We start from the raw sequence: 24,204 nt of genomic DNA on the forward strand, positions 1-24,204 counted from the left end.
CCCGGGCGACAGGGTAAGTAAAACATAAATATAAGGTTCGCGGTGCCAGCCATGGCCGGCGCCGCCCACGCCATATCATCATGCATTCAGAGGGTACTATGGATTTTGAACAGATTTCCCGCTCACTGCTTCCCCTGCTGGGCGGCAAGGAAAATATCGCCAGCGCCGCGCACTGCGCCACCCGGCTGCGGCTGGTGCTGGTCGACGACGCGCTCGCCGACCAGCAGGCGATTGGCAAAATCGACGGCGTGAAAGGCTGCTTTCGTAATGCCGGACAGATGCAGATCATCTTCGGCACCGGGGTGGTCAATAAAGTCTATGCTGCCTTTATCCAGGCGGCGGGCATCAGCGAATCGAGCAAATCCGAAGCCGCCGACCTGGCGGCGAAAAAGCTGAACCCGTTCCAGCGCATTGCCCGCCTGCTGTCCAACATCTTTGTGCCGATTATTCCCGCCATCGTCGCCTCCGGCCTGCTGATGGGCCTGCTGGGGATGGTGAAAACCTACGGCTGGGTCGACCCGGGCAACGCTATCTATATCATGCTGGATATGTGCAGCTCGGCGGCGTTTATTATTCTGCCGATCCTGATCGGCTTTACCGCCGCCCGCGAATTTGGCGGCAACCCTTATCTGGGCGCGACCCTCGGCGGGATCCTCACCCACCCGGCGTTGACCAACGCCTGGGGCGTAGCCGCCGGCTTCCACACCATGAATTTCTTCGGCATCGAAGTGGCGATGATCGGCTATCAGGGCACGGTCTTCCCGGTGCTTCTGGCGGTGTGGTTTATGAGCCTTGTCGAAAAACGGCTGCGCCGCGTTATTCCTGACGCGCTGGATCTGATCCTCACGCCGTTCCTGACGGTGATTATCTCTGGCTTTATCGCCCTGCTGCTGATCGGCCCGGCCGGGCGCGCGCTCGGCGACGGCATTTCGTTTATCCTCAGCACGCTTATCAGCCATGCCGGCTGGCTGGCGGGCCTGCTGTTCGGCGGCCTCTATTCGGTGATCGTCATTACCGGTATCCATCACAGCTTCCATGCCATTGAGGCGGGTCTGCTCGGCAATCCGTCGATCGGCGTCAACTTCCTGCTGCCTATCTGGGCGATGGCCAACGTCGCTCAGGGCGGCGCCTGCTTTGCCGTGTGGTTTAAAACCAAAGATGCCAAAATCAAAGCCATTACCTTGCCGTCGGCGTTTTCGGCGATGCTGGGGATCACCGAGGCGGCGATCTTCGGGATTAACCTGCGCTTTGTGAAACCGTTCATCGCCGCACTGGTGGGCGGTGCCGCCGGCGGCGCCTGGGTGGTGTCGATGCACGTCTACATGACCGCGGTGGGCCTGACGGCGATCCCGGGAATGGCCATCGTGCAGGCCAGTTCGCTGCTGAACTACATTATCGGGATGGCGATCGCCTTCGCCGTGGCATTCGTACTCTCTCTGACGCTGAAATACAAAACGGACGCTGAATAATGTCATTACCGTCACGCCTGCCTGCGATCCTGCAGGCCGTTATGCAGGGCCAGCCGCAGGCGCTGGCCGACGACCATTACCCGCAATGGCATCTGGCGCCGGTCAGCGGACTGCTGAACGATCCCAACGGCTTTTGCCAGGTCGCCGGGCGTTATCACCTGTTTTATCAGTGGAACCCGCTCGCCTGCGACCACACCTATAAGTGCTGGGGACACTGGAGCTCAGCCGACCTGCTGCACTGGCGGCATGAACCTATCGCCCTGATGCCGGATGAAGAGTATGACCGCAACGGCTGCTACTCCGGCAGCGCAGTCGAGTTCGAGGGTACCCTGACCCTGTGCTACACCGGCAACGTGAAGTTCCCCGACGGCGGGCGCACCGCCTGGCAATGTCTGGCGACGGAAAATGCCGATGGCACCTTCAGCAAGCTGGGGCCGGTACTGCCGCTGCCGGAAGGCTATACCGGCCATGTACGCGACCCTAAGGTGTGGCGCCAGGACGGGCGCTGGTACATGGTCCTCGGGGCGCAGGATGTGCAACAGCGCGGCAAAGTGCTGCTGTTTACCGCCAGCGACCTGCGGGATTGGCGCCTGGTGGGCGAGATAGCCGGGCATGACGTTAACGGCCTGGCGAACGGTGGCTACATGTGGGAGTGCCCGGACCTGTTTCCGCTGGCGGACACCCACCTGCTGATCTGCTGCCCGCAGGGGCTGGCCCGCGAAGCACAGCGTTTTCTCAATACTTATCCTGCGGTGTGGATGGCAGGCCGTTTCGACGCCGAACGCGGCGCCTTCGACCATGGCCCGCTGCACGAGCTGGACAGCGGATTTGAGTTCTACGCGCCGCAGACCATGCTGGCCGAAGATGGCCGCCGCCTGCTGGTCGGCTGGATGGGCGTCCCGGACGGGGAAGAGATGCATCAGCCCACCCGCGCGCAGGGATGGATCCACCAGATGACCTGCGTGCGCGAACTGGCCTGGCAGTCGGGTGCCCTGTATCAGCGTCCGCTGCGCGAACTGACCGCCCTGCGCGGGGAAGCCCAGGGCTGGCGCGGGCAGACCCTGCCCCTCGCCCCGATGGAGCTGGCCTTTGACATCGCCCCCAACAGCACGCTGGGGCTGGATTTTGCCGGCGCCCTGCAGCTCACCGTCAACCGCGACGGCCTGCGCCTGTCGCGCCGCGGCCTGCAGACGGCGGAGATGCATCATCGCTACTGGCGCGGCGAGGCGCGGCGGCTGCAGATCTTTATCGACCGCTCCAGTGTGGAAATTTTCATCAACGATGGCGAAGGGGTAATGAGCAGCCGCTTCTTCCCGGGCTATCCGGGGCAGCTCATCTTCAGCGGTGCGACGCCGGTGGCATTCTGCCGCTGGCTGCTGCGGCCATGCATGGTAGAATAAGCGTTTTGCTTTCAGGCTCCCGGGTGCTGATGAAAACCAAACGCGTAACTATCAAAGATATCGCCGAACTGGCGGGCGTCTCCAAAGCGACCGCCAGCCTGGTACTCAACGGTCGTGGCAAAGAGCTGCGCGTGGCGCAGGAGACGCGCGAGCGCGTGCTGGCCATCGCCCGCGAGCAGCACTATCAGCCGAGCATTCACGCGCGCTCGCTGCGTGATAACCGCAGCCATACCATTGGCCTGGTGGTGCCGGAAATCACCAACTACGGGTTTGCCGTTTTCTCCCATGAGCTTGAGACGCTCTGCCGGGAAGCCGGCGTGCAGCTGCTTATCTCCTGCACCGACGAAAACCCCGGCCAGGAGAGCGTGGTGGTCAATAACATGATTGCCCGCCAGGTCGACGGCCTGATCGTCGCCTCGTGCATGCACAGCGATGCCGACTACCTGAAGCTCAGCGAACAGCTGCCGGTGGTGCTGTTTGACCGCTCCCCCAGCGACAGCGCCCTGCCGCTGGTGATGACTGACTCGGTCACCCCAACGGCCGAACTGATCTCCCGCATCGCCCCTCAGCATGCGGACGAGTTCTGGTTTCTCGGCGGCCAGCCGCGGCTATCGCCTTCGCGCGACCGGCTGGCGGGATTCACCCAGGGCCTGGCTCAGGCGGGGGTTACGCTGCGTCCCGAATGGGTGATCAACGGCAACTATCACCCCAGCTCCGGCTACGAGATGTTCGCCGCGCTCTGCGCGCGGCTGGGACGGCCGCCGAAGGCGCTGTTCACCGCGGCCTGCGGCCTGCTGGAAGGGGTCCTGCGCTATATGAGCCAGCACCATCTGCTGGACTCCAATATTCATCTCGCCAGCTTCGACGATCACTATCTGTACGATTCACTTTCCCTGCGCATTGATACCGTGCAGCAGGATAATCGCCAGCTGGCCTGGCACTGCTACGATCTGCTCAGCCAGCTGATCGACGGCCAGGCGCCGGAGCCGCTCCAGCGCTATCTGCCCGCTACCCTGCAGTTTCGCCATGTCTGACGACGCCGGCGGCGATTAGCGTTTTCGCCGGGCGCGCGCCGCCTGCCTCAGCGTCAGCAGCACGCTGGCGAGCACCACGCCGAGGCCAATTGTTACCTGCCAGCGGTAAGCCATCAGCAGCGAGGGCAATCCGCCGTCCGGCGCCAGCATCACGAGATTCCAGCCCGCCAGGCCGGCATTGCCGTTCAGCGCCCGGCTTAACATCCGCTGATGCGGGGCGAAGGGCTGAATGGTCTGGTAATGGCTGCCGAACAGCGGCGGCTGCATCTCCCGCGGGAATTGTGCCTGCACCTGGGCCAGCACGCTGGCCGGCAACGCATGCGATGCCGCCAGCAGATGCCCGTCGCCATTCACCAGCAGTAGCCGATAATGCCGCTGCCGGGCCAGGGTATGCAGATCGGCGCGCATCACCGCCAGCGGCCAGGTCGCTTCCCGCTGCGGAGCGGGGGTGTTCATCCGCTGTTCAAGGCGTTCCGCCACCCACCGCGCATCCTCCTCCAGCTGCCGGGTATGCATCTCACGGTAAACCTCTCTGGCCGGCAGGTTCACGCCCCGACTGAGGATCAGGATCGCCAGTCCCGCCAGCAGGCTGACGATAATGCCCTTTCTCCCCGGTCGCGAGAGCGGCGAGGATTTGATTAAGGATGGTGTATTCATACGACTCCAGAAACAGGGGGCAAGGCGTGGCCCCCTGGCGAATGGACAACAAAAGTCGCGAAACTGTACAGGATGCGCAGCGCGGGAAAAATAGACAGCCGGCGCCTGGCGGGACGTATTTTGTTTATTTCTGGACAGGGCTGGCGGCAACGACGCGCTTCGCCGTTGCCGCCAGTTGATAAGATTAGCGTTTTTTCCGGTTGCGGCGCATGTCGATGGTCACCGCCGCGACGATAATGATCCCTTTAATAATATCCTGCACGTAGGCATCGACGCCGACAAAGGTAAAGCCGCTCTTGATCAGGCCAAGGATCATCGCGCCAATCAGGGTGCCAGTAATGCGCCCCACCCCGCCCATTAAGCTGCTGCCGCCGATCACCGCCGCGGCAATCGCGTCCAGCTCGTAGGACATCCCCATGCTGGACTGGCCACTGCTGACGCGCGCCGCCAGCACTACCCCAGCCAGCCCGGAGAGCGCCCCGGCGATGGTGTAGACGATCACCAGGTATTTATTCACGTTGATGCCGGACACTTTGGCCGAGGTCATGTTGCCGCCGATGGCATACACATATTTGCCATACCGGGTATGCTTCAGCGCAATGTGAAACACTGCGGCAATCACGAAGAAGATGATCACCGGCATCGCCCCCTGGCCTATCGCCGTAAAGCTGTCGGAGAGGAAGCTTATCGGATTGCCCTGGGTGTAATACTGCGCCAGACCGCGCGCCGAGACCATCATCCCGAGGGTGGCGATAAATGGCGGGATGCCGGTTCGCGTCACCAGGAAACCGTTGGTCAGCCCGCACAACAGGCCGACGCCGATCCCCGCGCAAATCGGGATCACCGCCGGCAGGTTGACCAGCGCCGGGAACATTGGCGACAGGCTGTCGGAGGTTTGCGCCAGGCTCGCCGCCACCACCGCTGCGAGGGCGATAACCGAGCCGGAGGAGAGGTCAATCCCGGTGGTGATGATCACCTGGGTGACGCCGACGGCGATGATGCCGATGATCGCCACCTGCAGCACAATCAGCACCAGGCGGTTGGTATTGAGCAGGAACGACTGGTCGCGAACATACCAGCCGGCGATTTCAAAGGTCAGGGCAATCACCAGCATCACCACAAAGATGCCGGTATCTTTCGGCATTTTATGCCGCAAATTAGCGAAGAAGGAGGAACCCTCGCTGGCCGGAGCCGCCGTTAATTTCATATTACTCATTCTCTGTGCCTCAATGGGATGCCAACGACAAAATGGTTTCCTGGTCGGCTTCGTCTTTTTCCAGGATGCCGGTGATACGGCCTTCATGCATCACCATGACCCGGTCACTCATGCCAAGGATTTCCGGCAGCTCAGAGGAGACCATAATGACCGCCACCCCCCGGTTCGCCAGTTCACTGATAAGATGATAAATTTCCGCCTTCGCCCCGACGTCGATGCCGCGGGTCGGCTCATCGAGAATTAAGATTTTCGGTTGCGCTAACAGCCAGCGCGCAATCAGAACTTTTTGCTGATTCCCCCCGCTGAGGTTATTAATAATTTGATCCATCGTCGGCGTTTTAATATTGAGCCGACGGATTTGCTCCATGCAGTCTTCGGCCATTTTCACGTGCTGGACAAAACCGCTCTTGCCGATATATTCCGGCATTTTGACGATACTCATATTTTCCAGCACCGACAGCACCAGAAACAGGCCCGACTTTTTACGGTCTTCGGTTAATAACGCCATTCCCTTTTCAATCGCCACGGAGGGGGAATCAATGGTCACCGGCGCCCCGTCGATCAGCACTTCGCCGCTGTCGAAGCGTTCCATGCCAAACAGGCTTTCCATCACCTCGCTGCGCCCGGCGCCCACCAGCCCGGCCACGCCGAGGATCTCACCGCGACGCACGGTAAAGCTGACATCATGGAACACGCCCTGGCGCGTCAGATTGCGTACCGTCAGCACCTCTTCGCCGATGGTGTTATTAAATTTCGGGAACAGCTGGGTTAATTCGCGGCCCACCATCTGGGTAATCAGCGACTGGCGGGTAAATTCGGTGGTGTTTTTGCTCCCCACCCAGGTCCCATCGCGAAAGACGCTGATCTCATCGGTGATAGCGAAGATCTCATCCATTTTATGGCTGATATAGATGATCGCTTTGCCCTGAGCCCGCAGGTCGCGGATGATGGTGAACAGGTGAGCTACCTCGCCTTCGGTCAGCGCCGAAGTGGGCTCATCCATGATCACAATATCCGCGTTCCATGAGACCGCTTTGGCAATCTCCACCATCTGCTGGGCGGCGATGCTCAGGTCGCCCACCAGCCGGTCGGCGGTTAAGCGAATATTCAGCTTATCCAGCAGCGCCTGGGTCTGGCGGGTCAGCTGGCCGTGGTCGACAAAGCCGTACTTCATCGGCTCGCGCCCCAGCCAGATATTCTCCGCCACCGTCATATGCGGCACCAGATTCAGCTCCTGGTGGATCATCGATATCCCCGAGCGCAGCGCATCCATGGTGTCGGTAAACTCCACCGGCTCACCTTTCACGCGAATCGATCCTTTATCCGGGCGATAGATACCGATCAGGCACTTCATCAGCGTGGATTTACCGGCGCCGTTCTCACCCATCAGGGCGTGCACCGTTCCCGGGCGCACGCGTAATGAGACATTATCGAGCGCCTTCACGCCGGGGAAGAACTTACTGATACCTTCGGCTTCAAGGGCAAAAGCGTTCATACATCCACCTCCGTACAGCGGGTTGGCCAGGATTATTTCTGATTACGATTGGTAAATTCAGCCATGTTCTCTTTGGTGATCAGCTGATACGGCACGTCGATGATTTTCTCCACTTTCTCACCGTTCGCCAGCTTGATGGCCGCGTCTACGGCGCCCTCACCCTGGCCTTTCGCATCCTGGAAGATGGTGGCGATCATCTTGCCGCTCTTCAGCATCTGCAGCGCATCCGGGGTGCCATCCACGCCGGCGATAAGAATATGGTTCGGGTTTTTACCCAGCGCCTGCAGGGCGCCGATCGCCATTTCATCGTTGTTGGAGGCGATGGCCTGGATATCCTCGCCGCTGGTCATCCAGTTGCTGACCACGTCCACGGCGTCATTGCGGGTGAATTTCGCGGTCTGCTTCTGCACGATTTTGATGTTCGGGTATTTGGCGACAACCTCTTCCACCCCTTTGGTGCGGTCGCGAGTGGATTCATTCGCCAGGTCGCCGAGCAGGATCGCCACATTGCCCTTACCGTTCATCGCTTTCGCCAGCGCTTCCATCTGCAGACGGCCGGCGAGAATCGAGTCCGACCCCACATAGGCCATCTTGTCGGTCAGCTCCGCCTGCGGGCGACGGTTCACAAATACCAGCGGGATCCCGGCCTTGGTGGCCTGATCCATGATCGGTTTCACCGCATTGGTATCCACCGGGTTAACGATAATGGCGTCCACCCCCTGGCCGATAAAGTTCTGCACCTGCTGCAGCTGCTGGGAGACATCCCCTTTCGCGTCCTCGATCTGCGATTTCACCCCATCTTTTTTCATCTCTTTTTGCATCGAGGTACGCAGGATCGTCAGGAAGTTATCGTCAAACAGCGCCATCGAGACGCCAATGGAGACATCTTTTGCCATAACCACCGCAGGCAGCATGCAGGCTAACAAAGAGGCAACAATCGTTTTCTTAATATTCATAGTTGATCCTTGATTTTGTAGGTACGCCGGTGAATGAAACAAAATGAAAAATTAATTTCAGTCAGGTTGCGACAAATGTCTGTTGTGACGGCGACGGCGCTGCGGGGTTTTCCGCATTTCGTCGTGATCGGAATCACAAATAATGGCTGTTTTATCACCACTTTTTTGAAACATCAGTCCATTTATGCCACACCATGAATTCCAGACCATTTATTTCATTAACAAGACATTTGAAACTTTTATAAGTAAATAACTGAAATGAAAATTTTAAAACTATGCAGTAACAGAATTTTGACAGACATCTAACATTGCTGCATAAATGAGCGAAAAATGAGAGGCAGACAACGCTTTAAAGCGATTGCCCCCGGCGGGGTTGGCATTTACCCGCCGGGGAAATCAGTGTTGTCAGGAAGGGAGGCGCCGCACGCCTTAGTCCACGTTCTCGGCGCTGTAGAGGATAAAGTCGACTTTCCCGTCGGCATAGGTTTGCGGCTGATAGCCGGACTCCAGATGGCGCAGCATCAGGTCGATCGCCAGCTGGGCGTGCTGGCGGGTGTTCTGATCGAGCGTTAACGCCAGGCTGCCCCGGGCCAGCTGCTGGCGGGTGGTATTGTAGCGCTCATGGGTGATCCAGCAGACGTCGCTTTCGCGGCGGTGGCGAGCCAGCGCCTCGGCTATCTGAGTATTGCCAAGCCCGGTGTTATAGATCCCGACAATATGCCGGCTGCGGCACAGAGCCTGCTCCAGCAGGCGGGTGATCTGCTCCCGCCGCTCCTCGCCCGCCAGCACCTCATTAAGCTGCAGGTGGGGAAAGCGCTGGCTCAGCACCTCGCGGAACCCCTGGATGCGCAGGCGATGCGCGCTGTAATCCTCCCGGCCGCTCACCATCAGCACCTCCCCGGGCCGCGGCGTCATTCTCCCCATCATTAACCCCGCGGTGCGGCCAGCCTGCAGCTGATTGATCCCGACGTGGCAGAGCCGGTCGGCGCCGGGCAGATCCGTCGCCAGGGTGATGGCGGGGACGCCCGCTTCCCGGCAGCGGCGCAGCGCGTCATGCACCACAGGGTGGTCATTGCCGAAGACGATGATCCCCTGACGCTGCTGGCAGCTGCGCATAATGCGCCGGGCCAGGGTCGCCGGCTGCGACTCCGGGACAAAGGTGCGGTGCAGGGTCAGACGGCGATAGCCGAGGCTATCCGCGACGGCGGCGAAATCCTGCGCCAGCTGCGGAAAAAAGAACGAGTCATTGCTGCTGAGAAAGAGCTCAATCTGCCACGGAAAGCGGTGCTCCTCCGGCAGGATCCGCTTCAGCCCCGCCTCCCGCGCCGCCTGCAGCACTTTGCGCGTGGTCTGCGGCGATACGCCGCCGCGTTCGTTCAGCACCCGGTCCACAGTGGCCACGCCGACGCCAATCTGTCTGGCCAGCATCGCCAGTGACATGTTTTTCATCGCCCCTCTCTTCAATGATGGAAATACATCAAAACGGCAGTGTCAGTGAGTTTAGCAAACCGATTATGGTGGCACCGTCCCTTCGCCATTCTGGAGAAAAATAATGAATTGCAAACGTTTTGCCCTGGTAGGCAGTGGTTTTATCGGTCAGGTTCATGCCGCCAGCCTCGCCCGTCATGACGGGAGCGAGTTGACGATGGTAGCCGATGTCGCGCCGGAGCGCGCCCAGGCGCTGGCCGCCCGCTATGGCGCCCGGGCGGTGACAGTGAGCGAGGCTCTCCGTAGCGACGCCATCGACGCTGTGCTGATCGCCAGCTCGACCCCGTCGCATGCCGAACTGCTGGAAGCCGCCGCCCGGGCGGGCAAGGCGGTCTATTGCGAAAAACCGATCGACCTCTCCCTGGCGCGCGCCCGCGAGGTGGTGGAGCGGGTGCTTCCCCTGAACGTGCCGGTCACCGTCGGCTTTAACCGGCGCTTCGACAGCAGCCATCAGCAGCTCCGCCGCCAGCTGGAGCAGGGCGCGATCGGTCGGGTGGAGCTGGTGCAGATGGTCTGCCGCGCCTCCAGCATGCCGCCGCTCGACTATCTGCGCAGCTCCGGCGGTCAGATGCGCGATCAGGCGATTCACTTCTTCGACCTTCTGCGCTTTCTCACCGGCGATGAAGTGCATACCGTGGCGGCGATGGGCGCGGCGCTGGCCCTGCCGGAAATCGCCGAATTTGGCGATGTTGACACCTCCATCCTGATGATGCAGATGCGCGGCGGCGCGCTGGCGCAGCTGGACAACACCCGCCGCACCGGCCACGGGTATGATGAACGGATCACCCTGCTGGGCGCAGAGGGCGCGCTGGAGTCCGGCAGCCAGTCGCCGGCGGGCCCTACCCTGTGGCGCGGCAATCAGCGCATTGAACCAGGCCTGTGGCCGGACTGGTTCAGCCGGGTGCAAGGATCTTATTACCAGCATCTTGACGCCTTTATCCGCGCTCTGAATGGCGAAACCGTGGCCGACCTGCCCGGCCTGGTGGACGGCCTGCAGGCGCAGGCGATTGCCGAAGCGGCGGTTCAGTCTCTGCAGCGCGGCCAGTTTGTCGCCGTCGACGACTGTCGATGAGGGGTTGCGTGGCACCAGCTATCAGGCTCTGAACCTGCCTTTATGCCGGGCGGCGGCAACGCCTTGCCCGGCCTACATAGCACAGGCATTAATCCGCTTTAATATCAAACGGTTGCATAGATATCCCAGGCCCGCGCAAGCGCAGCGCCGCCGGGCAAGGACAGCCGGCACCGTGCGCGTCCCGCTGCCGGGCAATGGCGGACACGCTCGCGCTGCCTGCAAACCAAAGCCCGGCCGGCCCCTTAGCGTTCTTCGTTAAACACCGCGCCCACCTGGCGCCGCACCTCATCCATCACCTGCAGATTCTGCAGCACCCGACTGAGCGGCCGCAGCGGCGAGTCCTGCAGCCCCTGACCGACGCACCAGGCAAAATGCTCCGCCTGCCAGAACAGCTGGTCGTAGCGATTGCGCGGCTCTTCCCAGCGCAGCGCCTGCCCGCCCTGGCTGGCAGCGAGGGTGAACCCGCCGGGGGCGTAAAACTGACCGTCGATCGTCAGGGTCGCCTGGCGTCCGGCCACCACCGCCCCGCCCGGCGTGTTGCTGAACAACGTCGTGTTTAACAGCCCCTGCATCCCGTTCCGCCAGCTGAACAGCATCGACGTCTGACCGTTAAGCCCCTCTGCCGTCGCGCTGCCGCGGGCGACTATCTCCTGCGGCATACCGCCCACCATTAGCGCAAACGAGGTCAGATAGCTGCCGAGATCCATCATCGGCCCGCCGGCAAGGTCGGCATTAAAGATGCGGTGGTCGGTAGTAAAATACTCGCCGTGATCGGCCAGCAGGGTATGCAGGTCGCCGAGCACCCCATCCTCCAGCAGCTGGCGGATCACATCATACTTCGGCGCGTAATCGCACCACATCGCCTCCAGCGTCAGTTTTCCCTGGCGGGCGGCTTCGGCCTGCAGTTCACGTCCTTCGCCAAGGTTGAGCGCGAAGGGCTTCTCAATCAGCACGTGTTTGCCCGCCTTCAGCGCCTGCATGCCGTCGGGAAAGTGATGGTTGTGCGGCGTCGCAATATACACCGCATCAATATCCGGACGCGCCAGCATCTCCGCCACATGGCCGTAAGCCTGGGGGATCCCCCATTCCGCGGCTACCCGGTCGGCCTTCGCCTGGCTGCGGGAGGCAACGGCCACCACCTGCTGCCGGCTCTGGGTTTTCAATGAGTGCACAAAACGCTCGGCGATCCAGCCTGGACCGATAATGCCCCAGCGCAGGGAGGGAATGCTCTGCGCCGCCGGGCGGCGCGGGGTCGGTAATTGTGAGGGAAACATAGCGGCTCCTTAATCCTTAACCACGTTAACCCAGCGACGGCTGACCATCGAGGCTTCAATCGCCGACAGCACGCGCTGATTCTGTAAACCAAATTCAAAGCTGGGATAGCAGTCGTCGTCCCCGCAAATCCCCTGCACCAGGTCATGCACTTCAATCACCTTGACGTCAAAATAGCCCAGCCCGCCGCCGCCAAAATCGAAGCCGAAGAAGCCGGCATAGGCCGGGATCTGGCTCCCGGCATACAGCGTTTTAAAGCCGCGGTCGTGTTTGTCATCGCGGAAGCGATAGACCTGCAGTTCGTTAAAGCGCTCCCCGTCCATATACAGCGTGCCTTCGGTGCCGGAGACCTCCCAGAACACGCCGAAGATGCGCCCGGCGGCGATGCGCGAGGCCTCAATCACCCCCGCGGCGCCGCTGTCGAAATTGACCAGACACTGAACCTGATCGTCATTTTCCACTTCCCGCCACTCGGCATCGGCCGCGACCCGGCTGGCATACCCGGCATCGGTCTGCGGTACCGGACGCTGGCGCAGACAGGTTTGCGCGCTGGCGGTTACTTCACGGATCCCGCCCATCAAAAACTGGGCGACGGACAGGGTATGGGCGCCGAGGTCGCCAAGCGCCCCGCTGCCGCCGAGGGTTTTCGAGCAGCGCCAGGACCAGGGCAGGTTCGGGTCGTTATAAAACCCCTGATCAAAGGTGCCGCGAAAGCGCACCGGTTCGCCAATATCGCCCCGGGCGATAATCTGCTTTGCCAGCAGCGCCGCCGGGGTTTTGATGTTGTTAAAGGCCACCATGGTCTTCACCCCCGCGCGCCGGGCCGCCTGCGCCATCTCCTGCGCCTGCTGCTCGTTAACCGCCAGCGGCTTCTCGCAATAGACATGTTTACCCGCCGCGATCGCCGCCATCGCCATCGTGTAGTGCAGATGGTTCGGCGAGGTAATATCCACCACGTCCACCAGCGGATCGTTCACCAGTTCGCGCCAGTCACCGTAAGCCTTCTCCGCCCCCAGCTTCACCGCATGACGTTCGGCCAGCGCCTGATCCTGATCCGCCAGCGCGTAAAGATAGGGGCGCTTCGGCAGATCGGGATAGAACATGGCCGCGCGACGGTAAGCGTCGGCGTGCGCCTGGCCCATAAAACCGGAGCCGATGAGACCAATATTTAACCGCGCGCTCATGATGCGTGCTCCTCTGATGATGAAGGGGACGAGAAATGGTGTGCCAGCCAGGCGAAGGCGCGGCGGGCGGTGGCCAACGGCGGCGCCATCGCCGGGTCCTGCTCGGCTTCGATAATCAGCCAGCCGCGGTAGTCGCTGTCGCGGGCAAAGTCGAGGATCGGCGCATAGTCGATGCAGCCGTCGCCTGGGATGGTAAACAGCCCGGCGCGCACCGCCTCGTTAAAGCTCAGGTTTTCGCGATACAGGCGCCCCAGCACCTGCGGACGGACGTCTTTCAGATGCAGATGGCGTATACGGTGACCATATTTTTCCAGCACGCGCGGGATATCGACCCCGGCGACGAAGGCGTGTCCGGTATCAAACGCCAGCCCGACGTTGTCATGGGTCTGTGACAGAAACCGCTCCAGCTCATCGTCGTGCTCCACCAGCATCATCAGGTGATGGTGATAGGCCAGCCGCAGACCGTAGTCCCGCAGCAGCAGGTCGGCAAAGGTATTCAGCTTATGGCAATACGCCGTCAGACTGACGCGGCTTAACGGCGGTGAGAGCGAGATCGGCTCATCAAGCGGCGTTTCACCGGGCAGTTGCCCGCACTCGCCATAGACCATGACCCTGGCGCCGAGCTGCTGGAGGAGCTGCGCGTGGCCCCGCACCGCCTCCAGCTCCGCTTCCACGCTGCGGTCAGCCAGTAAGCCGCTGTACCAGCCGGACGCCAGCCGCAGGTCAGCCGCCGCCAGCAGAGGCCCCAGCGTCTCCGCCTGGCGGGGAAACTTGCGCCCTAACTCAATGCCCTGAAATCCCGCCTCCCGCGCCTCGCGCAGACAGGTGTCGAGAGGGATATCGCCGCCTAAATCCTCCAGCACATCGTTGGTCCAGCACAGGGGGCTAATGCCCCACTGCAGGTGCTCTGTCGCCATGTTTATCTCCTTTTCAGCCAGTCGTCTGGTGTGCCGTCACTATAAGCAGGCGACGACCAGCGATGAAAACGGAGAAATGATGTAAATCCATCATTGCCGCGGGCGGAATATCCGTTGTCGCCAGTAGCCCTGAAAAATTAATGGAAATAATGCTTGCCGCAGGCTTATTTTGCAGATAAAAATTACTGGCTTAATAACCCGTTTCAGAGGTTATCCCTTTCATTCGAAATATGATGATAGCAATATGAAAAAAACTCAATACCGCACCAGCGCGGGCTTTAGCCCTGCGCCCAGGTCTGGCCTGCTGTTATTTGCGTAAGTGACAAATAATCGCTTTTAAAACATCAATTACTTAACATTCTCTCTGCAATAATATGACAAGCAGCGGGAAGATACGGTGATAAATAAAATCAGGGTAATGATGTTTTTACAAATAAATAACCCTTCGCCTTTCTGCTCATTATTTGTCAGGAATGGCTGCGGTTATATTTATTCTGACGCCCCCGGAGAATACACCAATGTGTATCAACCTTTATGACAATGCGCGCCGCTATCGCAATGAGAAACAATAAGATGAATAAGACCTGGCTTTTCACCACCCTCACCCTGGCGCTGGTCGCCGCCGCGCCGGCCCACGCCATTAGCGCGAAATACCGGGAGCAGCTTGAACGCTCCGGCTGTACGCAGATGACCGACGGGACCACCTGCGATATTCATAAAACCAAAGCCGAGAATGCCGCCGCCGCGCAGCAGGCCAGCAGCGGCTTCGGCCCCTGGCTGGGCACCTGGTATGTTTATACTGAATATGGCGATAAAATTGATGAGATTACCGTCACCGCTAAAACGGTGAAAACTCATGGTCATCTGGTGGAGGACGCAAAAGCGAGCCAGGGTAAGCTGACTTTCCGGGTGAAAAACTCAACCTTTACTCTCAACGATGCCTTTAACGGCAACTGGACAAACGGCAGCCAGCGCGGCACGTTGCAAAAAATAGAGTAAACTCTCTGCTCCCCGGCGGGGGCACACCATGCCGATAGACTGCGGTGACCGGTTCATCCGGCCAGGCAAGCAATGTGATGTGACGCATGCGGGGAGACCTCCCGGCGCGGGCCGGGAGGGAGTGCAACAGATTACTTCTGCGGACGCATGGCCGGGAAGAGGATTACGTCGCGGATGGTATGGCTGTTGGTAAACAGCATCACCATGCGGTCGATACCGATGCCCAGACCGGCGGTCGGCGGCAGGCCGTACTCCAGCGCGGTGACGTAGTCTTCGTCATAGAACATCGCTTCGTCATCGCCCGCCGCTTTGGCGTTGACCTGATCCTGGAAACGCTGCGCCTGATCTTCCGCATCGTTCAGCTCGCTGAAACCGTTACCGATTTCGCGGCCGCCGATGAAGAACTCGAAGCGGTCGGTGATTTCCGGGTTCACGTCGTTGCGGCGCGCCAGCGGGGAGACTTCCGCCGGGTATTCGGTAATGAAGGTCGGCTGGATGAGGTGCGCTTCCGCCACTTCATCGAAGATTTCGGTGACGATGCGCCCCAGACCCCAGCTTTTCTCTACCTGAATGCCGAGAGATTCCGCCAGCGCTTTCGCCGCGTCGAAGTTATCCAGATCCGCCATGTTGGTTTCCGGACGATGTTTTTTGATCGCCTCGCGCATGGTCAGTTTTTCAAACGGCTTGCCGAAGTCAAACACCTGGTCGCCATACGGCACTTCGGTTTTGCCCAGCACCGTCTGCGCCAGGGTGCGGAACAGCGACTCGGTCAGTTCGATCAGGTCTTTGTAGTCCGCGTACGCCATGTACAGTTCCATCATGGTGAACTCTGGGTTATGACGTACCGAGATCCCTTCGTTGCGGAAGTTACGGTTGATTTCAAACACGCGTTCGAAACCGCCGACCACCAGACGTTTCAGATACAGTTCCGGCGCGATGCGCAGGTACATATCGAGATCGAGCGCGTTGTGATGAGTGATAAACGGACGGGCGGACGCGCCGCCAGGGATCACCTGCATCATCGGGGTTTCCACTTCCATAAAGCCGCGAGCCACCATGAACTGACGCATGGTCGCGAGGATCTGCGAGCGGATGCGGAACGTATGGCGCGACTCTTCGTTAGCGATCAGATCCAGATAGCGCTGGCGATAGCGGACTTCCTGATCCTGCAGGCCGTGGAATTTATCCGGCAGCGGGCGCAGGGCTTTGGTCAGCAGGCGCAGCTCGGTGCAGTGGATGGAGAGTTCGCCGGTTTGCGTTTTGAACAGCTTGCCGCGGGCGGCAATGATGTCGCCGAGATCCCATTTCTTAAACTGTTCGTTGTAGACGCCTTCCGGCAGGTCATCGCGGGCCACGTACAGCTGGATACGGCCGCCGACGTCCTGGAGGGTGACGAAGGAGGCTTTGCCCATCACGCGGCGGGTCATCATCCGGCCGGCCACCGCAACTTCAACGTTCAGGGAAGCGAGTTCATCGTTATCCTTCGCATCGAATTCAGCGTGCAATTGGTCAGAGGTATGATCGCGACGGAAATCGTTGGGGAAAGCTACGCCCTGCTCACGCAGCGCAGCCAGTTTTTCGCGACGAGTTTTCAGTTCATTATTAAGGTCAATGGCCTCATCGGCACCTTGTGCTTGTTGTTCAGACATATGGGTTCCTCATAACCTTGCTTTCAAACTAGCTTCGATAAATTGAACCAGGTCACCCTTCCGCGCGGCCTGTCTCCGGCTTTACACCGAAGAACAAGAGTAACGAATCTGGCTTCACTTCAAGCTGATCTCACTCAGCTATGCCTTCACTAACGGTATTTTTTATCGTTGGCTTCCGCGCCTGCCAGAATATCCTCCTCCTGTTCACTACGCTGTGCAAGGAGCGGCTTTGCGCTCCGCTGTTGATGGAATACCCCCGGTCGCGCTGCGCTTACCGGGGCGATAAATCGCGCTGGCCGATAGCCCGCCGGGACGCGCATCAGGCGCCGCCGCCGGGAAGTTCGCCAGCCGCCGCGCGGCGTTTGCCGACGCTACAGGCTGCGGCAAAGGCGATAATCACCATCACCGCCACGCAGCCGAGGGTCCATTCCCCCATCTGCGAGAAGAAATGCTGATAGGCGGCAATCGCCGTATCGCTGATTTGCGATTCGGTGGTCTGCTGGGCGACCACGCCCGCCAGCCAGTTGGCCACCGCGCCGGTGGCCAGCATGTAGATCCCGGTCAACACCCCGGTGACGCCGGGCATGTTCAGGCGGGTGATTTGCGCCATCGCCACCGGGTCGATAAACAGTTCGGCAAAGCCCATCATCGCCAGCCCGGCGACCATCATGCCCATCGAGGCCTGACCGTCAGCGGCGCCGTGGCGGGCATTAAGCGCCAGCAGCATAAAGCCGCCGCCCATCAGCAGCAGGCCGAAAGCGAATTTCAACCAGACGCGCAGCACCGAACGTACGCTGCCTTCCGGGCGCATCAGCCACGCCAGTACCACGCCGGCCGCCATCACCGCCACCGCATTAACCGACTGGAACAGCGCCGTCGGCACCTCCCAGTTCAGCAGGCGGCGGTTAACAAAGTGGTCGATAAACAGGCTAATCGAGCTCCCGCCTTGCTGAGCCAGCACCCAGAACAGCGTCCCGGCAAGCATCAGCAGGACGATCTGCCATAGCGCGCGACGATGCTCGGGCGCTTTGATCATGATCCGCGCCACCATCTGGGCGGCAAACAAGCAGACGATCGCCAGCAGATAGCCGGACCAGTTGTTTTGCAGTAGCAGTGTGAAGAACACCGGCGCAAGGCACAGCATCACCAGCAGCCAACCCCAGGTCGGCAGCACGAATTTCACCGCCCGCAGCGCCGGTTTATCGACGCCGCGGGTATGCCGGAAATGGCGGCTGCCGCTTAAGAAAATCATCAGTCCGATGAACATACCGATTCCCGCCAGGGCGAAGCCGATATGCCAGCCGTACCACTGGGCCGCCAGCCCGCAGGCGATGGGCGCGGCGATGGAGCCGACATTGCCGGCGGCGTACAGCAGCGAAAAGCCGCCGTCGCGACGCGGATCGTCGTGGGCGTAGAGTTCGCCAAGCAGGCAGCTGATATTGGATTTGAACAGGCCATAGCCGCAGATAATGATCGCCAGCGCGACGTACAGGCTCCATGCGGAGGTCGACTCAACGCCCAGCACCACGTGGCCGAGAGTCATCAACAGCGCCCCGGCAATCACCGCCGTGCGGTTGCCGAGCAGGCGGTCGGCAAGCCAGCCGCCGAGAATAGGGGTAACGTAAACCAGAGATGCGTAAGCGCTGAACAGGCTGATGGCGTGGCTGTCGTCAAAGCCAAGCTGGTGGGTGAGGTAGAGGATGAGTAAGGCGCGCATGCCGTAAAAGCTGAAGTACTCCCAGATCTGGATCGCAACGATGTAGTAAATCGCGCGCGGCTGTGAGGGTGTTTTCATGTGTTCTCCTTGCAGCGTGAAAAAGGGAAGTGGCAAGCCACTTCCCTGGTGTGCGTCTATTACTTGTTATTCTCTTCTTTCAGCACTTTAACGGTGTAACGACCATCCGCCTGACGATAGGCGCCGTGGATATCGGTTTCGAAGCCCGGGTAGTGGGCGCCGATTTCGCACAGCATCTGCAGGAACTCCAGCACCGGACGGCTCTCTTCGGTGATCATTTCACCCGGCATCACCAGCGGCACTCCCGGAGGATACGGCAGGATCATGTTGGCGTTGACGCGGCCGACCATCTCTTCGAGGTACACTTCTTCCGTCTGACCGTGCAGCTCTTTCTGGAACGCGGCATACGGGGTCATCACCATCGATGGCAGCACTTCGAAGGCGCGGAACATCAGATCCGGCAGGTTGTGGTGCTCAATCAGTTTGTGAATGTTCTGCGCCAGGTCCTGAATACGCATGTTCTCATAGAATTCAGGATCTTCACGGTACAGCGACGGCAGCATGTTTTTCACCCGCAGGTTCAGGTCGAACGCGCGTTTGAAGTCGGTCAGCGCACGCAGCAGGCTCAGCGCTTTGGTTTTGTCGATACCGATGCTGAACAGGAACAGCAGGTTGTACGGACCGGTTTTCTCCACCACGATGCCGTGTTCGTCGAGATATTTCGCCACGATGCTTGCCGGAATACCGAAGTCATCCATGGTGCCGTCTTTCTTCATCCCCGGGGTCAGCAGCGTGACTTTGATCGGGTCGAGGTACATGTGTTCGTTATCGATGTTTTTGAAACCGTGCCATGCGCTGTCGGAGCGCAGCGGCCAGCATTCAGGGCCGTCGATATGTTCCGGCTGCCATACGTCGAAGAACCAGCCGTCAGACTCGCCTTTCAGACGTTTGATCTCTTTACGGAACTTGATGGAACGTTCGATAGAGCCGTCGATCAGGCGCTTACCGGCGTTGCCTTTCATCATCGCTGCCGCGGTTTCGGTGGACGCCACGATCCCGTAGTGCGGAGAGGTGGTGGTGTGCATCATGTAGGCTTCGTTAAAGGTCTCTTCGTTAACGTCGCCTTTCACGTGGATCATCGACGCCTGAGAGAACGCCGCCAGCAGTTTGTGCGTGGACTGGGTTTCGTAAATCACTTTCCCTTCGACGCGGCCGCCGCTCATCCCGCATTTGCCTTCATAGATCGGCGAGAAGTTGGTGTAAGGCACCCACGCGGAGTCAAAGTGGATGGATTTCACATCCAGGGTTTTCTTGATGAAGTCAGTGTTGTACAGCAGACCATCGTAAGTCGAGTTGGTGATCACCGCATGTACCGGCCAGGTCGCGTTCGGCGTCTCTTTCACACGCTTGGCGATAGTCGCGTGCTGGAATTCGCTCTGCGGGATACCGCCGAGGATGCCGTAGGCGTTACGGGTCGGACGGAAGTAGATCGGCGTAATGTCGCTCATCATCATCAGGTGAGTCAGCGATTTGTGGCAGTTACGGTCAATCAACACGGTGCTGCCGGCCGGCGCGGAGTACATACCGACGATTTTGTTGGCGGTAGAGGTGCCGTTGGTCACCATATAGCTGCGTTCAGCGTTGAATACGCGAGCGATATACTCTTCCGCTTCTTTGTGCGGGCCGCTGTGGTCCAGCAGGGAACCCAGTTCAGAAACCGAAATCGAGATATCGGATTTCATGGTGTTGGAGCCAAAGAAATCGTAGAAGATGCTGCCTACCGGGCTTTTCTGGAAGGCGGTACCGCCCATGTGGCCCGGGGTACAGAAGGTGTATTTGCCTTCACGCACATATTTGAACAGCGCTTTGGTCAGCGGCGGCAGAATGGTGTCGATATATTCGTCAGTGTTCTGTTTGATTTTGTTCGCGATATCTTCCGCAGCGCCCAGCGCATATTCGAAGAAGCGAACCTGCATGCGCAGATCGTTCAGGCTAACGTCCAGCGTGGAGTAGGTGTTAGCGAACGCATACAGCGGCATGTACTCGTTCATTTTGCTGATTTCTTCGCACAGCTCGAGATTGTATTTATCCCAGTCGAAGATCACGCCGCACAGACGAGAGTTGTTTTCGATCAGTTTTAATAAGTCGTCACGGTCGTTCGGGTAGACAATGCGGAAGTCCAGGCGTTCGAGAGCACGATGCAGTTCACGGATGGGTTCTTCTTTGAAGTAAACCCCCATGTGATTCATGATTGCAATAACGTTCATAGTCAAATCTCCAGATGTAGAAAGCCCCTCCCGTCGCGCTATGACAGGTGATGGAAGGAGCCTCAGGAAAAAGGGTTACTGATTAGTGCGCGTTAGCGGGGCTGTTGCTATCCGATGTGTTGTTCTGGCGCTGGTGCATTTTGCGACCGTAGAACATCAGGATAATCAGGCTAACGATAAAGGTGCCGGCCAGTTCGAAGGAGCTTGCGCCCATCAGCGCGATGAAGCAGAACACGCAACCCAGTACCGAACAAATCAGGCTGACAAAGTTACGGATGTTGATGCCTTCAAAACGAATCAGGTCAACACAGGAGTAGAAGTAAGGCAGCATGGTCAGCAGTACCGCGATACCGGTCAGTTCGCCGAACAGGTCAGAGGCTTTACCACCGGCGGAGTTCATCAGGGTAATCAGTACCATCAGCGCGGTCATTTTCACTGCGGCCAGCAGCAGGCCTTTTTTCGGGATACCGTTGCTATCAACTTCGCCATACACTTTCGGGAAGTTACCGTCGTTGGCGGCGCGGACACCGGCCTGGCCAACCAGCATCATCCACGAGCCCAGAGAAGTCAGGCAGGCAAAGGCGGTGAAAGCGGATACCATCGGCGCAGCCCAGCCGCCGAGAATAGTAGAGGCGCTAATCGCGAACGGCGCACCCGACGCGGCCATCTGAGAAGCAGGATACATACCGGCGATAACCTGAGTCGCGGCGATATAGACGATACCGGCCATCGCAGTACCCAGCATGGTAGCCAGCGGTACGGTACGTTTCGGGTTTTTCACCATCCCGGTACTCACGGCGGCGGATTCTACGCCAACGAAGGCCCACAGGCAGAGCAGGATACTTTTAATGACCGCGTGGCTATCGGTGGTGCTGGAGGTGTTCCAGTTCGCCTGATAGGTAGCGACATCAAACCAGTGCCAGCCGACGACCGCGGTCATCACCACTGGAATAAGCACCAGCACCAGACCAATGGTGGTCAGACGGCTGACCCAGGTCCCGCCGAGCATATTAACGAAAGTAAAGATCCACACGATGGCAATACAGGCAATCCCTGCTGGCACCGGGTTATTTAAAATGGGGAAGAACGTAGACAGATAAGAAACCGCGGTAATCCCGATAGCCAGGTTACCAATCCAGTTTGCATGATAATAAAGCACACCGGTCTGGAAACCGAATGCCGGAGATATTTCCCCTGCGTAAGCAATTGGGCCACCCTGCTGCGGGTTTTTAGTGGCCAGTCGGGCATAAACATAAGCCAGAGACATCGCACCAATAATTGAAATTACCCAGCCCCAAATGGCAATACCACCGATGCTGGCCAGGTTCGCAGGTAATAATGCAATACCGCTCCCCATCATATTACCGGCGACAACACCGGTACAGGCAAATAGCCCGATCTTCTTGGCAGAACTCATGGTTGTTTTTCTCCTAAGTTTATTTGGGAGGTACAGATCATGATACAGAACCATTAATTGACCCGACCAACTGCCAACAAGATTACTGATTTGTACGAGATAAGTCCTAAAGATAAAGTGAAATAACAACAAACATCAGACAAATGATATTTTGACCTTTTTCGCTTAACATATAAACATGACAACAGGGTGTCAGAAAAAGATAAACATTATTGTTTTACATGCACTTAAACCAGATGCGGCGTGTTGCCGAACTGTTATTTAAAGCCTCCTGAATGCTAAATACAAATAACAACAAGAGGCTTCATGAGAAACATAAATTTAACCTCATCATGCCCAAAACCTTGCACACGATGAGGGTTTACTTATTCTGAAGAGAGGAAATTATCGAGATACGGAACCACCCGGTTGACCGACGTCTGGAAAACCCCGTTTTCAATCCAGTACAATGTGTCTCCCCCGGGGCGTAAATTAAACGCCGTAATGTAAGAATCTGCTGCCAGCCGGTTCTCACCTTTCATCTCATAGACTTTGCCTAACAGCACATAATTCAGCCACGACATCTCTAAATCGATCGCACTGTTAATCGCGGTATTCGCTTCATCGACTTTGCCCTTCCCCAGCAAATCCACCGCTTTTATTTGATAATAAATCGCCATGTCTTTAATACCCGGCATCTCCCCTACCCGCTCAACTTCGCTATAGAGGGCTGCCAGCTGTTTATCATCCAGCGGCTGTTGCGAATGGCGTAATACATCCACCAGCGTCTTTTCGGCATACGCATAAATAAAATCAGGTGCCCGTTTAATCACATCATCCAGCAGGCTGCTGGCCTTACTTAATGAGTCAACATCGCCCTTCATTAACAGCTGATGCGACTGGTAGAAATAGGTTAACGCCACGCTTTGCGACGGCTGATACTGCCTGAGCATCGCCTGCATCCGCGCCGGCCACGGCTGCGTCAGGGCATCCGACAGGCTGTTCATCAGATCGTTCTGGATGGTGAGCTGGTTGTCATTGGTCACAAAGTAGCGCTTATCGAGCATCGTCGAGCTGTCGGCATTATCCACCAACTGGACCGACATAAAGCACTGCTGCGCCCGGTAGTGGCGCTGATTGACGAACTCAATGGTTAGCGTTTTACCGGAACTGCTCGGCTCATTGATGTTGTAGTCCGTTTTGTCATGCACCATAAAGGTCGAGAAGGTGTTCAGCGAGGTGGTGATCAGGCTGGCCAGGCCGACCGCGTAGGAGTGCTGCGACGACCAGTTGGTACAGGAGTTACCATTCACCAGGTGGATATCGATATCGCGCGGATTAAGCAACAGGCGCGCCTTGTTGACCGGCGGCCGCGATTCCATGCTCGACAGCGCCACCAGCGCCACGCAGGTGCCCAGCGCCAACAGGAACAGTCCCCACACCAGGGCGGTGGTGAGCCGTTTACGCACTGACGGCGCGCTGGCCACTGTCGGAGCGGGAGCTGGCACGGCGGGATCGGCGGCGGAGACGGGCGCATCGGGCGGCGCACCGGCAGCCGGCGGCGCGGTCGCGGCGACCGAAGGCGAAGGCGTCAGCGCCTCCATCTGTGGGGCGAGTTCCTCCCCTTCTTCGGTGCACCAGATCACCGGCACCGTGAGCTTATACCCCCGTTTGGGTACCGTCGCGATGTACTCAAGGCTAACGTCGTCGCCGTCTTTGAGCGACTTGCGCAGTTCAGAAATACTCTGCGTGACGACGTGGCTGGTCACAACGTTCCGGGTCCAGACGTTTTCGATAAGCTCGTCCCGACTAAGCACTTCCCCCGGATGGCGAGCGAAAAAGACCAGAAGGTCGATTAAACGCGGTTCAAGGGTAAGCTGGCGCCCCTTCCTGCTGATTTGGTTTACAGAGGGGGTTACCAGCCATTCACCGACGCGAACAACAGGTTGTAGCATACAAGAAAGCCCCAGACAAAAAGGGAAAGGCGCGATGATAACA

Annotated in this window: 17 protein-coding genes and 1 pseudogene; 5 read left to right on the forward strand and 13 right to left on the reverse strand. The window is 58.8% G+C overall.

The window, feature by feature from the left end:
* The first annotated feature begins 98 nt into the window (after window positions 1-98).
* From ABLV76_RS17460 to ABLV76_RS17470, 3 genes are read left to right on the forward strand one after another with little or no spacing between them, the layout of a single operon-like run.
* Window positions 99-1,469, forward strand: a complete 1,371-nt coding sequence (locus ABLV76_RS17460) for a sucrose-specific PTS transporter subunit IIBC (protein WP_004202407.1) — start codon at window positions 99-101, stop codon at window positions 1,467-1,469.
* Window positions 1,469-2,869, forward strand: coding sequence for a sucrose-6-phosphate hydrolase (locus ABLV76_RS17465; protein WP_049117075.1), 1,401 nt, complete (start codon window positions 1,469-1,471; stop codon window positions 2,867-2,869). The genes ABLV76_RS17460 and ABLV76_RS17465 overlap by 1 nt, the downstream gene beginning before the upstream one ends.
* 23 nt (window positions 2,870-2,892) lie before the next feature.
* Window positions 2,893-3,903 (forward strand): LacI family DNA-binding transcriptional regulator, encoded by a 1,011-nt coding sequence (locus ABLV76_RS17470; protein WP_243813541.1) that lies wholly within the window; start codon window positions 2,893-2,895, stop codon window positions 3,901-3,903.
* 53 nt (window positions 3,904-3,956) lie between these two features.
* Here ABLV76_RS17470 and ABLV76_RS17475 read toward each other — a convergent pair.
* The 5 genes and pseudogenes from ABLV76_RS17475 to ABLV76_RS17495 form a co-directional block, all read right to left on the reverse strand.
* A pseudogene (locus ABLV76_RS17475) lies at window positions 3,957-4,560 on the reverse strand (hypothetical protein).
* A 184-nt stretch (window positions 4,561-4,744) separates the two neighbouring features.
* Window positions 4,745-5,767, reverse strand: a complete 1,023-nt coding sequence (locus ABLV76_RS17480; RefSeq protein ID WP_025999105.1) for an ABC transporter permease — start codon at window positions 5,765-5,767, stop codon at window positions 4,745-4,747.
* A 19-nt stretch (window positions 5,768-5,786) separates the two neighbouring features.
* Window positions 5,787-7,271, reverse strand: coding sequence for a sugar ABC transporter ATP-binding protein (locus ABLV76_RS17485; RefSeq protein WP_004202401.1), 1,485 nt, complete (start codon window positions 7,269-7,271; stop codon window positions 5,787-5,789).
* A gap of 32 nt (window positions 7,272-7,303) precedes the next feature.
* A complete protein-coding gene (locus ABLV76_RS17490; RefSeq protein WP_002892597.1) occupies window positions 7,304-8,227 on the reverse strand; it encodes a sugar ABC transporter substrate-binding protein in 924 nt (307 codons plus the stop codon).
* Window positions 8,228-8,656: 429 nt separating this feature from the next.
* Window positions 8,657-9,676, reverse strand: a complete 1,020-nt coding sequence (locus ABLV76_RS17495) for a LacI family DNA-binding transcriptional regulator (RefSeq protein ID WP_048294337.1) — start codon at window positions 9,674-9,676, stop codon at window positions 8,657-8,659.
* 103 nt (window positions 9,677-9,779) lie between these two features.
* Between ABLV76_RS17495 and ABLV76_RS17500 the strand changes: the two genes are divergently transcribed.
* A complete protein-coding gene (locus ABLV76_RS17500) occupies window positions 9,780-10,787 on the forward strand; it encodes a Gfo/Idh/MocA family oxidoreductase (protein WP_064178028.1) in 1,008 nt (335 codons plus the stop codon).
* A gap of 242 nt (window positions 10,788-11,029) precedes the next feature.
* Here ABLV76_RS17500 and ABLV76_RS17505 read toward each other — a convergent pair whose 3' ends face one another.
* From ABLV76_RS17505 to iolE, 3 genes are read right to left on the reverse strand one after another with little or no spacing between them, the layout of a single operon-like run.
* The gene (locus ABLV76_RS17505; protein ID WP_064794518.1) at window positions 11,030-12,061 is read right to left on the reverse strand and encodes a Gfo/Idh/MocA family oxidoreductase; all 1,032 of its coding nucleotides are present in this window, start codon (window positions 12,059-12,061) and stop codon (window positions 11,030-11,032) included.
* Window positions 12,062-12,070: 9 nt separating this feature from the next.
* A complete protein-coding gene (locus tag ABLV76_RS17510) occupies window positions 12,071-13,243 on the reverse strand; it encodes a Gfo/Idh/MocA family oxidoreductase (protein ID WP_004202397.1) in 1,173 nt (390 codons plus the stop codon).
* Complete coding sequence (gene iolE / locus ABLV76_RS17515) at window positions 13,240-14,160, reverse strand: myo-inosose-2 dehydratase (protein WP_023319878.1); 921 nt, start codon at window positions 14,158-14,160, stop codon at window positions 13,240-13,242. Before iolE ends, ABLV76_RS17510 begins: the two co-directional genes overlap by 4 nt.
* Before the next feature lie 573 nt (window positions 14,161-14,733).
* On the opposite strand from iolE, the gene ABLV76_RS17520 reads away from it, so the two are divergent.
* Window positions 14,734-15,159 (forward strand): hypothetical protein, encoded by a 426-nt coding sequence (locus ABLV76_RS17520; protein ID WP_025999107.1) that lies wholly within the window; start codon window positions 14,734-14,736, stop codon window positions 15,157-15,159.
* 131 nt (window positions 15,160-15,290) lie between these two features.
* Here ABLV76_RS17520 and lysS read toward each other — a convergent pair whose 3' ends face one another.
* The 5 genes from lysS to cadC all read right to left on the reverse strand — a co-directional run bounded on the left by lysS (window position 15,291) and on the right by cadC (window position 24,161).
* Window positions 15,291-16,808 (reverse strand): lysine--tRNA ligase, encoded by a 1,518-nt coding sequence (gene lysS, locus ABLV76_RS17525; RefSeq protein WP_004202393.1) that lies wholly within the window; start codon window positions 16,806-16,808, stop codon window positions 15,291-15,293.
* Window positions 16,809-17,127: 319 nt separating this feature from the next.
* Entirely contained in the window at window positions 17,128-18,603 is a 1,476-nt protein-coding gene (dtpD, locus tag ABLV76_RS17530; protein WP_004202391.1) for a dipeptide permease DtpD, read from the reverse strand.
* A 59-nt stretch (window positions 18,604-18,662) separates the two neighbouring features.
* Entirely contained in the window at window positions 18,663-20,810 is a 2,148-nt protein-coding gene (cadA, locus tag ABLV76_RS17535; protein WP_002892486.1) for a lysine decarboxylase CadA, read from the reverse strand.
* 82 nt (window positions 20,811-20,892) lie between these two features.
* A complete protein-coding gene (gene cadB / locus ABLV76_RS17540; RefSeq protein ID WP_004202389.1) occupies window positions 20,893-22,227 on the reverse strand; it encodes a cadaverine/lysine antiporter in 1,335 nt (444 codons plus the stop codon).
* A gap of 365 nt (window positions 22,228-22,592) precedes the next feature.
* Complete coding sequence (gene cadC, locus ABLV76_RS17545; RefSeq protein WP_017898812.1) at window positions 22,593-24,161, reverse strand: lysine decarboxylation/transport transcriptional activator CadC; 1,569 nt, start codon at window positions 24,159-24,161, stop codon at window positions 22,593-22,595.
* Window positions 24,162-24,204: the final 43 nt, after the last annotated feature.

It is taken from the genome of Klebsiella sp. GB_Kp047 (assembly GCF_040065235.1).
GTDB classification, from domain to species: Bacteria; Pseudomonadota; Gammaproteobacteria; order Enterobacterales; family Enterobacteriaceae; genus Klebsiella; species Klebsiella quasipneumoniae.